We start from the raw sequence: 14,112 nt of genomic DNA, 5'->3' as shown, positions 1-14,112 counted from the left end.
GCAGGTCCGGGCAACAAACCCTACCGATCGTCGTGCAGGGTGCCGCCCGGCAGGAACACCCACGTGCGCGTGACCTGCAGGATATCGATCTCATCCTCGGTCTTCGGCAACGGCGGGAACGGCTGTGCCAGCTTCACCACCCGCAGTGCCGCCTCATCCAGCAACGGCGTCCCGCTCGAACGCAGGATCCGGCTGCTTTCCACGCTGCCATCGCGGCGCACACCCACGCTGATCACCACCTGGCCACCCAGGCGGCGTTGCCGGGCCTCGTCCGGGTAGTTCAGGTTGCCGACGCGCTCGGCGCGATCGACCCAGGCACGCAGGTAGTTGGCATAGGCATATTCGCGCGTGCTGGCCGACACGAACTTGCGGTTCGGGCGCTTGGCGTACTGCGCCGAGCGCAGGTGCACTTCGGCGGCCAGGCGCGCCATCTCCACGTCGCGCTGTTCGCGTGCGCTCAAGGGCGCATCCGGTTCGGGCTGATCCGGCGTGGGCCGGGACTGCGCCTGCGTGACCACCTCTTCGCCATTGCGGCTGCTGACCACCCGCGCCTGCGGCGGCGGAACCGGTGCGGCCGATTGCTGCTGCTGTGGCACCGGGCTGATTCCGGACTGGGCCTGCGGCACGATGCCGGCCTGGTTGTCACGCGGACGCTGTGCGCGGTCGTGTTCGCCACCGCCTTCCTGGTTGGCTGCGGCCAGGAAATCAGCCTGCTTCGGCGTCAATGCGGTGCGGGTCTGGCTGAAGATCACTTCCAGCGTCGGCACCAGCGGTGCATCGCCCTTCACGGCGAAGCCCACGCCCAGGATCAGCAGGGCGTGGACCAGCACCGACAGCGCGATGGTCGCCCCCAGCCGTTGCGCTTCGCGCGGCGGCGGGGGCAGTACGGCAGGTGCGGACGGCATCAGCGCAGGCCGGCCTCGAGTGCGTCGAACAGGGTGCCAGCGATGTTCAGGCCGTACTGTGCGTCCAGTTCGCGCACGCAGGTCGGGCTGGTCACGTTGACCTCGGTCAGGTAATCACCGATCACGTCCAGGCCGACGAAGCGCATGCCGCGACGCTTCATCTCCGGCCCGACCTGGGCGGCGATCCAGCGGTCGCGCTCGCTCAGCGGGCGGCCTTCGCCGCGGCCACCGGCGGCGAGGTTGCCGCGGAATTCATCACCCTGCGGGATGCGCGCCAGGCAGTAGTCGACGGGTTCGCCATCGACCAGCAGGATGCGCTTGTCGCCGGCGGTGATGTCGGGAATGAACTTCTGTGCCAGCGCCATCCTGTGGCCGCCGTCGGTCAGGGTTTCCAGGATCACATTCAGGTTCGGATCGCCCTGGCCGCTGCGGAAGATCGAGCGGCCGCCCATGCCATCCAGCGGCTTCAGAACCGCCTGGCCGTGTTCCAGGGCAAAGGCCTTCAGCGCCTTGGCATCGCGGCTGACCAGGGTCGGCGGGCAGCACTGCGGGAACAGCAGGGCGGCAAGCTTCTCGTTGTAGTCGCGCAGGCCCTGCGGGTTGTTGACCACGCAGGCACCGGCAGCGGCGGCCACGTCCAGCACCTGGGTGTCGTAGATGTACTCGGCGTCGACCGGAGGGTCCTTGCGCATCAGCACGATCTGGCCGGGACCGAACTCGGTACGGCTGAACGCACCCAGCTCATACCAGCCGGCCGGGTCGTCGCGCACCTGCAGCGGTGCGGTCTGGGCCACCGCTACGCCACCTTCCAGGGCCAACCCGCCCGGGCGCACGTAGTGCAGGGCATGGCCGCGGCGCTGGGCTTCCAGCAACATGGCGAAGGTGGTGTCCTTGGCGATCTTGATGTGGGCGATGGGGTCCATCACCACGATGACGTTCAACGGCATGGGCGCACCTGTCTGGCAAGGCGTTGATGGTAGCGGCAACGCCGGTCGCGCGCCTCCCCGCCTTACTGCAACGCAGCGTCCGCCCGGCGGTCGCGCACGCATTGCGAAACCCGTCACGTTCAGGAGGGTGCCATGCCCCGCGCCATGGGGCGGCCTTGAAGCGGGCGCGGAAAGTGCGATATAGATACGCTTTCGTAGCGGCCCCCGCCAGAGATCGGGCCGTGCGCTTGGGGATAGGCAATGACTGAAAACACGACTGCGGGCGGGGAACTCGCAGGACTCCGGGTGATGGTCATCGATGATTCGAAGACCATCCGCAGGACTGCGGAAACGCTGCTCAAGCGCGAAGGCTGCGAGGTGGTCACCGCCACCGACGGCTTCGAAGCGCTTGCGAAGATCGCAGACCAGCAACCGCAGATCATCTTCGTCGACATCATGATGCCGCGCCTGGACGGCTACCAGACCTGTGCGCTGATCAAGGGCAACCAGCTGTTCAAGGCGACCCCGGTCATCATGCTGTCGTCCAAGGATGGCCTGTTCGACAAGGCGCGGGGACGCATCGTCGGCTCGGAGCAGTACCTGACGAAGCCTTTCACGCGTGAAGAACTGCTGGGTGCCATCCGCACATACGTCAACGCCTGACCAGGGGGGAAAGGCACAATGGCTCGTATCGTTCTGATCGAGGATTCACCGACCGACCGCGCGGTGTTCACCCAGTGGCTGCGCCGTGCCGGCCATGAGGTGCTGGAAGCGGACAACGCCGAGGATGGACTGCAGCTGGTCCGCGACCAGGTGCCGCAGCTGGTACTGATGGACGTGGTCCTGCCCGGCATGAGCGGCTTCCAGGCCACCCGCGCGATGGCCCGTGACGCAGCGATCAAGCACATCCCGGTGATCATCGTCAGCACCAAGGCGATGGAAACCGACAAGGCATGGGGCCTGCGCCAGGGTGCAGCCGATTACATCGTCAAGCCGCCGCGCGAGGATGAACTGATCGCGCGGATCAACGAACTGGTGGCCTGATGCGCTCGCCCTTCGACATTCTCGAAGCCTACGAACGGCGCAGCCTGGCCCATGCGGTGCAGCTGCCCGAACGGCAGTTCGCCCAGGACCTCTGGCGTGGCGTGGGCTACCGCGTCGGCCAGCGCCGGCTGGTGTCCGATTTCCGCGAAGTGGTGGAAATCGTGCCGATGCCGCCGGTGACCCCGGTGCCGTGCGCGCAGCCGTGGCTGCTGGGCGTGGGCAACCTGCGCGGCAACCTGTTCCCGGTGGTCGACCTGAAGTACTTCCTGGAAGGCACGCGTACCGTGCAGCAGGAAGGCCAGCGCGTGCTGATCATGCGCCAGGCGGGCGGCGACGTCGCGCTGACCATCGATGAACTGTTCGGCCAGCGCAGCTTCGAACTGGACCAGCAGATCGCGGCCGGCACGCTGGCCGAAGGACGTTACGGCCACTTCGTCGATCGCGCCTTCCACGCCGACGGCCACGACTGGGGCGTGTTCTCGCTCTCGCTGCTGTCGCGTACCCCTGAATTCCGGCAAGCCGCGGCCTGAGGCCGGGCATCGCCCCCTGCATTGAAGATCGAGGTTGAACGATGAGTACTGCTTCGGACGCCACCAAGACCGGCAAGCTGCGGCTGGGCGGCAGCAACCTCTGGTTGTTCCTGCTGCTGGCATCGATGATCCTGTTCGGCGTCAACACCGGCGTCGCCACCTGGCAGGGCAGTCGCCTGGCCGATGCCGGCTCCAAGGCGGCCGACCTGCAGGTGCTGTCACAGCAGCTGGCCAACCAGGGCCGTGATGCGGTGGGCGGCAACGCGCAGGCGTTCACCGCCTTCAAGGCCACCCGCAACGCGATCGAACAGAACGTGTCGACCCTGCAGGGGCGCTACGGCAAGGAACCGGGCGTGTCGGGTGCGATCGCCACCCTGGCCGAGACCTGGGCGCCGCTGGGCAAGCAGGCCGGGCAGCTGGTCGCCAGTGAACCGGCGGTGCTGGCGCTGGCCGGCAATGCCAACAACTTCACCGGCGCGGTGCCGGGCCTGCAGGCCCAGCTGAACGAGCTGGTGCGCGCGATGTCCGCCTCGGGTGCGCCGTCGTCGCAGGTGTACAGCGCACTGCAGCAGGTCGTGGTGGCCGGTTCGATGGCCCGCCGCGTGACCGAAATGCGTGCCGGTGGCAGCGCCGCTGCCACCTCGGGCGATGCACTGGCACGCGACATCACCGTGTTCTCGCAGGTGCTCGACGGCCTGCGCAACGGCAACGAGGAACTGGGCATCACCGCCGTGCGCGGTGCCGCCGCCGTGGCCGCGCTGGAGCAGTCGCAGCAGAAGTGGGAAGCGATGAAGCAGGACGCCGATGCGATCCTGGCCAGCTCGCGCCAGCTGTTTGCCGCCCAGTCCGCCGCCACCGCGCTGGGCCAGGGTTCGGCGCACATGCTGGACGACAGCCGCAAGCTGTTCGAGGCGTTCTCCTCGTTCGGCTCGGTGTCCGATACCCGCCTGTTCCCGAACTTCTGGATCGGCGTGGTGTCCGGTGCGCTGTCGCTGATCGCGATCATCGGCTTCGTCTCCACCAACGTGCGCAGCCGTTCGCGCGAGCAGGAACTGCGCTACCAGACCCAGGTGGAATTCAACAGCCGCAACCAGCAGGCGATCATGCGGTTGCTGGACGAAATCTCCTCGCTGGGTGAGGGCGACCTGACCGTGAAGGCCTCGGTGACCGAGGACATGACCGGCGCCATCGCCGACGCGATCAACTACGCCGTCGACGAACTGCGCCACCTGGTGACCACCATCAACGACACCTCGGCCAAGGTCGCGCTGTCCACCCAGGAAACCCAGGCCACCGCCATGCAGCTGGCAGAGGCGGCGGGCCATCAGGCCAACCAGATCACCTCGGCCTCGGACCGCATCGGTGAAATCGCGGCGAGCATCGAACAGGTGTCGCGCAACTCGGCCGAGTCGGCCGACGTGGCACAGCGCTCGGTGGTGATCGCCGCCGAAGGTGCCGGCGTGGTGCGCGAGACCATCCAGGGCATGGACCAGATCCGTGACCAGATCCAGGAAACCTCCAAGCGCATCAAGCGCCTGGGCGAGTCGTCGCAGGAAATCGGCTCGATCGTGGAACTGATCAACGACATTTCCGAGCAGACCAACATCCTGGCATTGAACGCGGCGGTGCAGGCGGCTTCGGCCGGTGAAGCGGGCCGCGGTTTCGCGGTCGTGGCCGACGAAGTGCAGCGCCTGGCAGAACGCACCTCGGGCGCAACCCGACGCATCGAGAACCTGGTCCAGGCCATTCAGGCCGATACCAACGAAGCGGTCACCTCGATGGAACAGACCACCGCCGAAGTGGTGTCCGGTGCACGCCTGGCCGAGGACGCCGGCACCGCACTGACCGAAATCGAGCGCGTGTCCAATGCACTGAACACCCTCATCAAGAACATCTCCATCGCCGCCCAGCAGCAGTCGGCTGCGGCCTCGGACATCACCCGCACCATGGGCGTGATCCGGCAGATCACCGGCCAGACCTCGCAGGGTGCCGGGCAGACCGCCGAATCGATCGGTCACCTCGCGCAGCTGGCGGCCGACCTGCGTCGTTCGGTCGCCGACTTCAAGCTGCCGGCGTGACGCGGGCAGGGCGGCGAGCAAGGAACCAGTCGATGAAGCATTTCCATTCCCCACGCCAGAACTCGCGCGGCTTCCGCGCGGCGGCGAACGGAGCGCGTCCATGAGCAGTCTGCGCGATGCGATGAGCCACGCAGCGCTGGGCTGGGTCAAGCCCGAGCTGGACGAGACCCTGCGCCAGGTGCGCAACGAGGTCGAGTACTACGCGGAAGACCCGGCCGATGCCAGCCGCATGCGCATCTGCGCCGGCTACCTGCACCAGGTGCAGGGCACCCTGCGCATGGTCGAGCTGTACGCCCCGGCGATGGTGGCCGAGGAGCTGGAACAGCTGGCCAATGCCATCGGCGCCGGTAGCGTGGCTGATCGGGATGAAGCCTGCGCGACCCTGATGCGCGGCAGCGTGCTGCTGCCCGATTACCTGGAGCGCCTGCAGAACGGTCACCGCGACATTCCGATCGTGCTGATGCCGCTGCTCAACGAAATCCGTGCCGCGCGGGGCGAAGAAGGGGTGCATGACAGCGTGCTGCTGGCGTTCGCGCCGGACAGCGTCAGCGCCACCGAGGCCGAGCTGGACCATGCGCGTGGCAGCCTGAGCGGGCGCAACCGCGAGCTGCTGGATACCGTGGGCAGCGCGGTGAAGGAAGAACTGCTGCGTATCAAGGATGCGCTGGACCTGCACCTGCGTACTGGCGGTGCGCCCGAACAGCTGCAGACCCAGGCCAACGAACTTGGCGCCGTGGCCGATACGCTGGGCATGATGGGCCTGGGCGTTGCCCGCGGGGTGGTCGTGCAGCAGCGCGATGCGCTGCGTGGCGTGGTCGAAGGGCGCCAGCAGATCGACGAGAACCTGCTGCTGGATATCGCCGGCGCATTGCTCTACGTGGACGCGTCGCTGGACGACCAGGTCGCCCATCTGGGCGCCGGCGGCAGTGGCGAAGATGACCCCAGCGCGATGGAGAACCGGCGCACGGTGGAGGTGCTGGCACATGAGGCCATCGCCAACTTCGCCGCCGCCCGCGAGCATTTCGTCGCTTTCATTGAAACCAGCTGGAACCATGCCGAGCTGCAGGACGTGCCGCGCCTGCTGGGCGATGTGTCCGGTGCGCTGCGCATGCTCGACCTGAACACCGCCGCCGATTACCTGCGCGGTGTGCAGCAGTACATCGAAGCCGAGCTGATCGGTCGCCAGCGCGTGCCCAGTGGCCGCCAGCTGGACACCCTGGCCGATGCCATGGCCAGCCTGGAGTACTACCTCGAGGCTCTGCGCGACCGCCGCCCGGGCCGCGAGGACATCCTCGACATCACCCGCAGCAGCCTTGAAGCGTTGCGCTATTGGCCGTTGCCGGACCGCAATGCGGTGGCGCCTGTTGCCGCCGCGCCGATTCCGTTCGCATCGCTGCTGGTGGACCGCGAGCCGATCGCGCTGCAGGCCGAGCCGGTACAGCCGGAGCCCATCGAGATTCCGGTGCAGCCGGCCGCGCCCGCCGCCGGCACGGTGCCGGTGCCGCTGCCGGACTTCACCTTCGATCCGCCACCGGCCGCGCCTGCACCGGAGGTGGTGGACAACCGCCTGATGTTCGGGGCGCTGGGGAGTGTTGCCTCCACACCGCTGTCGCTGCATGACGACGCGGATGCACCGCTGGTCTTCGCCGCCTCCAGCGCGCCTGCGCCCGAGGTGCCGCAATGGGATCTCGCACCGTTCCATCCGGACTCCGAGCCGACCGCGAGTGCCGAAGACGAGCGCAGTCCGACCTTCGCCAGCTTCGACCCGGTCAGTTTCGAACGGGCCGAAACCAGCGTGGAACCGGCGCCGCAGTGGACACTGTTGGAGGCAACACCGCCGGCATTGGCCGATGTGGCTGAGATGGATGTCGAGGATGACGTCGACGCGTCGGTGCCCTTCGACACCGCTGACGTTGCCGCGCCCGTGTTCGACCCGGTGGCTGCCGAGCACGATGTGGTCGCCGCCGGTGACGACGTGGTGTTCCGTTTCGACGCCGATGCGCTGGACAATGCCGACGACGTGCTGTCGCTGCACGCGATGGAGATGCTGTCGCTGGACGACGATGCCGGATTGCACCCGGCGCTGGAGATCGTCGATCCCGCTGCACCCGTGCGGGTGGACGAAAGCCCTGTGGTTGCCGAAGCGGACGCGGTTCCGGCGGATGTGCAGGAGGACGTGCCCGCGCCGATGGCCGAGGTGCTGACGCCGGTCTCCGATGCACCGGCACCGGCACCGGCGGTGTCGGTGATTGATATCGACACCATCGCGCCCATCGACTTCAGCGAAGCCGACGCGCAGTTCTTCGCCGAGCTGAGCGCGGCGGCGGCCGATTTCAATCCGCAGGCCATGGCGGCTCCGCCCGTTGCGGACATCCCGGTCGTGGCCGGGACCGAGGCCGGCTTCGAGGCCGGCTTCGACGACGATGCCGAGAACATCGACGAGGATATCCGCGAGGTGTTCCTGGAAGAGTTCGACGACGAGCTGGCCAACCTGGGCACGCTGCTGCCGGCATGGCGCATGCAGCTGGACAACATGGATCGGCTGCGGCCGATCCGCCGCATCTTCCACACCCTCAAGGGCAGTGGCCGCCTGGTGGGTGCACGCACCCTGGGTGAGTTCGCCTGGAAGATCGAAGGCATGCTCAATCGCGTGCTCGATGGCAGTCGCCCGGCGACTCCGGCGGTGCTGGCGATGGTCGACAACGCCCATGCCGCGTTGCCGCAGCTGAACGCCGCGCTGCGCCATGGCCAGCGCATCAGCGTGGACCTGCAGGCGATGCAGGCCATTGCCGATCGGGTCGGTGCCGGCGAGGAGACCTTCTACGTGCCGTTGCCGGCTGCGGCCGCACCGGCAGCGACACTGGCCGAGTCCGAAGGCGAAGACGAAATCAGCCGCCTGCTGGAAGCCGAGGCCGCTGCGTCGGCGCAGGCCGATGCCACGGCGGTGGCGGAAGACGCCGGTACCCCGGCCAACATCGACAGCGTACTGCGCGAGATCCTTGAGGCCGAGGTCGAAGTCCACCAGGCGACCCTGCAGGAATGGCTGCGCTCGGCGCAGCAGGCACCGCAGCCGGTCAGCGACGCACTGCTGCGTGCGGTGCACACCATGAACGGCGCCTTCGCGATGACCGAAGTGCCGGAAATCACGGCGGTCACCGGCGGTGCCGAGTCCTACATCAAGCGCGCCCTGGCCGCCGACGTGGTGCCTGGCGACGAGGGCGTAGCCGCACTGGATGCGACCGCGCAGGCGATCACCGCGACCATGGAGGCGCTGCAGGCCGAACAGCCGCGGATTGTTCCGCAGGGCGCGCTGGTGCAGCGGCTGCAGGCATTGGCCGGCGAGCTGCCGGAAGCGCGCTGGCCGCTGTTCGCGCTGGAAGACGAGGACGAAGAGGGCGTCGAGCTGGCGCCTGATGCCGAGCAGGCATCCGCGGCCGAAGCGCCGCTGGCCGGGCTGGACACGCTGGACGAAACCAGCATGCCGTCCGCTTTCAATGCGGCGACCGATCTCATTGCCGAGCCGCAGTCGCATGCCGAAGATGCGCTGGAACCGGTTCCAGCTGCAACCGGGCTGGAGGCGCTGGACGTCGCAGCCGACAGCGGCCTGGACGTGGGTGAGCTGACCGCCAGCGACGATCTTTCGCGTTACTTCGACGCCGGCTGGCCGTCGGTGCCGGGCGAAGGTGAACCTGCCGCGGACGACACCGGCGCGATTGAATCGATCCAGCCGATTGAAAGTGCGCCTGATGTCGCCCAGGACGAATCAGATGCCGTGCCGGCGATCGCGACGGTCGACGACGCTGACCTGACCATGGCGGACGATCTGTCGCCGTACCTCGACGCCAGTGCGCTGCCGGTGGATGACCGCGACGCGGAAGAGTTTCCGGTGTCTGCGGAAGTTGACGCGATCGACCTGAATACGCCGTTGCCGTTTGATTCGGACAGTGACGATGACAACGTCATTGACGACGCTGCTGCACTGCCACTCGACAGCGAGCTGTCGAGCCTGCAGGATGAAATGGCTGTGCCGGGTTTTGCAGAACCGGTCACGCTGGCAGCCGCGCTCGAGGCCGGCCTGCACGTGATCGAGGAGGAGCAGACCCTGGACGACGACGGGCAATGGCCCGTGATCGGCCTCCAGGCCAGCGAACTCGCGCCGGGTGAGGCAGATGCCTTTGCCGAGGATGCGGACGTCGGCGGGGAGGCGGCGGTCGGTGAAGGAGAGAGCGCCGATCAGCCGTCCCCGGCGACGGTGATTGAGGAGATCACCGCAGAGGCGCCGCAGGGCGGCACTGCTGCGGTGCGCTTCTTCGAAATGGAAGACGCACCGGGCCAGGGCACGGTCGATACCGATGCACAGGTTGCAGCGACCGACATCGTGCCGCGTGCGCCGCACCACGAGCAGGCACCTGTTGCGGCGGATGCCGAAGACGGCGCCGATGCACTCGACTTCAGCGTGTACGACCGCGAGCTGGTCGATATCTTTGTCGAGGAAGGCAAGGACCTGCTCGACCACTGCGATGGCCTGATCAGCGAACTGCGCGATGCACCGCAGGACCGCGAGGTGCTGGCCGGCCTGCAGCGTGATCTGCACACCCTGAAGGGTGGCGCACGCATGGCTGGCATCAATGCCATCGGCGACCTTGGCCACAGCATCGAATCGCTGCTGGAGGCGGTGGCCGCTGGCCGTACCGAGATCGAACGTCGCGACGTGCAGCTGCTGGAGCGTGGCTTTGACCGCCTGCACCAGCTGCTCACCCGCACCGGCGCGCACCGCGTGGTGGAGCCGGCGCAGGATCTGGTCGAAGCCTTCGAGGTCCGCACCACCATCGATATCGCCGCAGCCGCTGCGGCCGTGCGTGCGGCCAGCGAGATCGAGACCGTGCCCGCACAGGCCGCGGGCCCACTGGCGGCCCCGATCGAAGCGCCGCTGTCGGCTCCGCTTCCGGCCGAGGGCGTGGTCGATGAAGATCCGCTGGCGCGTCCGCAGCAGGAGCAGGTGCGCGTGCGTGCCGACCTGCTCGACCGCCTGGTCAACCATGCCGGTGAAGTGGCGATCTACCGCTCGCGGCTTGAACAGCAGCTGGGTGCCTTCCGTGGTGCCATGGGCGAACTGGAGCGCACCAATGCGCGACTGCGCGACCAGCTGCGGCGACTCGACCTGGAAACCGAGGCGCAGATCGTCGCCCGCTACCAGCGCGAGCAGGACCAGGCCGACCAGAAGTTCGATCCGCTGGAGCTGGACCGCTTCTCCACCCTGCAGCAGCTCAGCCGTGCGCTGAACGAGTCGGCGGCCGACCTGGGTGGCCTGCAGGGCGTGCTGGACGATCTGTCGCGCCAGTACGATTCGCTGCTGCAGCAGCAGTCGCGCGTCAGCTCCGAGCTGCAGGATGGCCTGATGCGCGCGCGCATGGTGCCGTTCGATGGCCTGGTGCCGCGCCTGCGCCGCGTGGTCCGCCAGTCCGGCATGGATACCGGCAAGCAGGTCCACCTGACCCTGGAAGGAACCCACGGCGAACTGGACCGCAACGTCCTCGACCGCATGGTCGCGCCGCTGGAACACATGCTGCGCAACTCCGTGGCCCATGGCCTGGAAGCGCCGGAACAGCGCCGCGCCGCCGGCAAGCCGGAGGAGGGCGAGATCGCCATCCGCCTGCACCGCGAAGGTTCGGAAATCGTGCTGGAGGTGGCCGATGACGGTGCTGGCCTGGACCGCGAGGCGATCCGCCGCCGCGCCATCGACCGTGGCCTGCTGGCCGCCGATGCGCAGCCGAACGAGCAGGAGCTGGACAACCTGATCTTCGCGTCCGGCTTCACCACCGCCGACCAGGTCAGCCAGCTGGCCGGTCGTGGCGTGGGCATGGACGTGGTGCGCAACGAAGTGCGCCAGCTCGGTGGCTCGGTCGACATCCAGTCGGTGCGGGGCCAGGGAGTACGCTTCACCCTGCGCCTGCCGCAGACGCTGGCCGTCACCCAGGCGGTGTTCGTGCAGATCGGCGAAACCACCTTCGCGGTGCCGGTGGCCTCGGTCAGTGGTATCGGCCGCCTGTCGCGCGAGCGTTTCGAAGCCGCCGACAGCAGCTACCGTTACAGCGGCGAAGACTATCCGCTGTACGACCTCGGCAGCCTGGTCGGGCAGGCCCCGGCGCGTGCCGATGGCCAGGACCAGGTGCCGCTGCTGCTGGTCCGTGCCGGTGATCTGCGTGCCGCCGTGGCGATCGACCAGGTGCTGGGCAACCGCGAAATCGTGGTCAAGCCGGTCGGCCTGCAGATCGCGTCGGTGCCGGGCATCTACGGCGCGACCATCACCGGCGATGGCCGCGTGGTGGTGATCCTGGACGTGGCGCCGCTGGTGCGCCGCTTCCTCGCCAACCCGACGCTGCCTGTGCTGGCCAACGCACCGCGCCAGGAGCGCCAGGTGCCGCTGGTGATGGTGGTCGACGACTCGCTGACGATGCGCAAGGTCACCGGCCGCATCCTCGAACGCCACAACTTCGAGGTCAGCGTCGCCCGCGATGGCGTGGAAGCGCTGGAACGCCTGGAAGAGCGCGTGCCGGACCTGATGCTGCTGGATATCGAGATGCCGCGCATGGATGGCTACGAGCTCGCCACCGCGATGCGTGCCGACCCGCGCTACAGGGACGTGCCGATCGTGATGATCACTTCGCGCAGCGGTGACAAGCACCGCCAGCGCGCCTTCGAGATCGGTGTCCAGCGTTACCTGGGCAAGCCGTACCAGGAACTGGACCTGATGCGTAACGTGTACGACCTGCTGGGGATCGCCCGTGTCCGTGAGTGAAACCCAAGCGGCTCCGGCCGTGGCCCTGCTGGCCCGTCCCGGCGCGGCGCGTGAGCGCCTGCGTGAGGCGTTGTCGCACGCCGATGTGCAGCTGGTGCTGGAAGATGATCCCAACACGCTGGAGGCGCGGGTCCTGCAGGAGGCGCGCCCACAGTTCGTGGTGATCGCGCTGGAAGCCGCCATCGAGGACGCCTTGGAGCGCCTGGAAGCGGTGCTGTCCGCACCGGGTCTGACCCTGGTCTTCGACGAGGCCGAACTGGCTGCACGTCGTGCTGGTTGGGAGGCTCAGCGCTGGGGCCGTCATCTGTCCGCCAAGCTGCATGGCCACCAGCAGGTGTTGCCGCCGGGGGCCGAAGAAGAACCCAGCCTGCAGCTGGAGCCGGGCCACCCGGCACCGGCACCGGCGCCGCAGGAAGAAGCGCTGCAGCCGCACCTGGAGCAGGCATTGAGCTGGGCCGACGAGGTCCCCGCTGACACTCTGTACTCGCCGCCTGCGCAGCTGCACGAACCGATCGCGCTGGAACAGGCGCTGGCCGCGCTGCAGCCGGTGGTGCCTGAGCCGCTGCAGGCCCCCGCACTGCCGTCGCTGGCAGAGACCGCGTCCGCAGTACCGCCGCTACCGCCGGTCTCCTTCGACCACACCGCCTGGTCGCTGGTCGAGGACGAGGCCGATGCCTCGGCAACCGCTCCGCACCACGCTGCGGTGGAGGCTCCGCTGCCTTCCTTCGATACCGGTCATCTGAGCCTGGTCGATCTGGATGCCGCAGCGCCCGTGGGCGCACGCGCCGGATCGCTGCTGGTGCTGGCCGGCATCGGTGGCCCGGATGCGCTGCGTCGCCTGCTCGGCGCGCTGCCGCCTTCGCTGAGCGTGCCGGTCCTGGTGCACATGCGCCTGGATGGCGGGCGCTACGGCAACCTGGTCAAGCAGATGGCACGCGTGTCGCCGTTGCCGGTGCAGCTGGCTGAAGCCGGCCAGCGTGCAGCTCCGGGTGAAGTGCACGTGCTGGCCGATGACATCGGCGTGCAGGCAGCCAGTGACGGCCTGCATTTCGTCAGCGACGCGCAGGGCATTGCGATTGCCGCGCTGCCAGCTGACCACACCGCGCTGGTCCTGCTCAGCGGCGCTGACCTTGCGCATGTTGGTCCGGCGCTGGATCTGGCCGCCGCCGGTGCATGGGTGGCCGGGCAGGTGGGCGAGGGCTGCTACGACCCGGCTGCAGCCACGGCGGTGGTTGCTGCCGGCATGGTGGCCGGTGAACCGCAGGAACTGGCGCAGGCGATTGCCGCGCGCTGGGGTGAGCAGGACGACAACGGAGAAGCACCATGAGCTATGCCAGCAATGACGAAATCCGTGGCGTCCTGATCCAGGCCGGCAACGCGCGCGTGCTGCTGCCCAATGCCACCGTGGCCGAAATGATGTCGCGCGTGCCGGTGCAGCCGGTCTCCGATGCGCCGCGCTGGCTGGTCGGCAAGATCGGCTGGCATGGCTGGCAGGTGCCGCTGGTGTCGTTCGCACGTCTTTCGGGACTGGGCGAAGAAGCCGTGAGCGGCCATAACAAGGTGGTGGTACTGAAGGCCCTCAGCGGCAACGCGCAGCGTCCGTACTACGCGCTGCTGACGCAGAACTTCCCGCAGCTGATTTCGGTGCCGCGCGACGGGCTGCTGGCTGATGCCTCGGAAGAAACCCTGCCGGACATTGTGCACATGCGTGTGCTGCTGGGTGAGCAGAGCGCGCTGCTGCCGAACCTAGACGCGCTGGAAGCCGCCCTGGATTCGCTGGCGGCCTGACCGGACATCCGCCGGGCATTTTGAATTCCTGGTAGTGCCGGC

9 protein-coding genes are annotated in these 14,112 nt (G+C 68.1%); 7 read left to right on the top strand and 2 right to left on the bottom strand.

The annotated features are described in order from the left end of the window. Window positions 1-20: 20 nt before the first annotated feature. Both ACZK13_RS16165 and gshB read right to left on the bottom strand, forming a co-directional pair. The gene (locus ACZK13_RS16165; RefSeq protein ID WP_253145515.1) at window positions 21-905 is read right to left on the bottom strand and encodes an energy transducer TonB family protein; all 885 of its coding nucleotides are present in this window, start codon (window positions 903-905) and stop codon (window positions 21-23) included. Continuing rightward, complete coding sequence (gshB, locus tag ACZK13_RS16160; protein WP_012511876.1) at window positions 905-1,852, bottom strand: glutathione synthase; 948 nt, start codon at window positions 1,850-1,852, stop codon at window positions 905-907. The genes ACZK13_RS16165 and gshB overlap by 1 nt, the downstream gene beginning before the upstream one ends. Window positions 1,853-2,092: 240 nt before the next feature. On the opposite strand from gshB, the gene pilG reads away from it, so the two are divergent. The 7 genes from pilG to ACZK13_RS16125 all read left to right on the top strand — a co-directional run bounded on the left by pilG (window position 2,093) and on the right by ACZK13_RS16125 (window position 14,070). Beyond that, a complete protein-coding gene (pilG, locus tag ACZK13_RS16155) occupies window positions 2,093-2,494 on the top strand; it encodes a twitching motility response regulator PilG (RefSeq protein WP_005418455.1) in 402 nt (133 codons plus the stop codon). A gap of 18 nt (window positions 2,495-2,512) precedes the next feature. Further along, on the top strand, window positions 2,513-2,875 hold the full coding sequence (locus ACZK13_RS16150) for a response regulator (RefSeq protein WP_005410717.1): 363 nt from the start codon (window positions 2,513-2,515) through the stop codon (window positions 2,873-2,875). Continuing rightward, window positions 2,875-3,405, top strand: coding sequence for a chemotaxis protein CheW (locus ACZK13_RS16145; protein ID WP_005410716.1), 531 nt, complete (start codon window positions 2,875-2,877; stop codon window positions 3,403-3,405). Before ACZK13_RS16150 ends, ACZK13_RS16145 begins: the two co-directional genes overlap by 1 nt. 41 nt (window positions 3,406-3,446) lie before the next feature. Continuing rightward, window positions 3,447-5,483 carry a methyl-accepting chemotaxis protein gene (locus tag ACZK13_RS16140; RefSeq protein WP_032130100.1) on the top strand — a complete coding sequence of 679 codons (2,037 nt, stop codon included), beginning with the start codon at window positions 3,447-3,449 and terminating at the stop codon, window positions 5,481-5,483. A 100-nt stretch (window positions 5,484-5,583) separates the two neighbouring features. Next, window positions 5,584-12,282 (top strand): Hpt domain-containing protein, encoded by a 6,699-nt coding sequence (locus ACZK13_RS16135; protein ID WP_478481918.1) that lies wholly within the window; start codon window positions 5,584-5,586, stop codon window positions 12,280-12,282. Next, window positions 12,269-13,609: a chemotaxis protein CheB gene (locus ACZK13_RS16130; RefSeq protein ID WP_478481916.1), complete on the top strand. Its 1,341-nt coding sequence runs from the start codon at window positions 12,269-12,271 to the stop codon at window positions 13,607-13,609. The genes ACZK13_RS16135 and ACZK13_RS16130 overlap by 14 nt, the downstream gene beginning before the upstream one ends. Next, the gene (locus ACZK13_RS16125) at window positions 13,606-14,070 is read left to right on the top strand and encodes a chemotaxis protein CheW (RefSeq protein WP_478450942.1); all 465 of its coding nucleotides are present in this window, start codon (window positions 13,606-13,608) and stop codon (window positions 14,068-14,070) included. Before ACZK13_RS16130 ends, ACZK13_RS16125 begins: the two co-directional genes overlap by 4 nt. Window positions 14,071-14,112: the final 42 nt, after the last annotated feature.

It is taken from the genome of Stenotrophomonas sp. 99219_Sma (assembly GCF_056480785.1).
The sequence above is the reverse complement of the archived record's forward strand: the minus strand, read 5'-3'. Positions and strand labels throughout refer to the sequence as shown.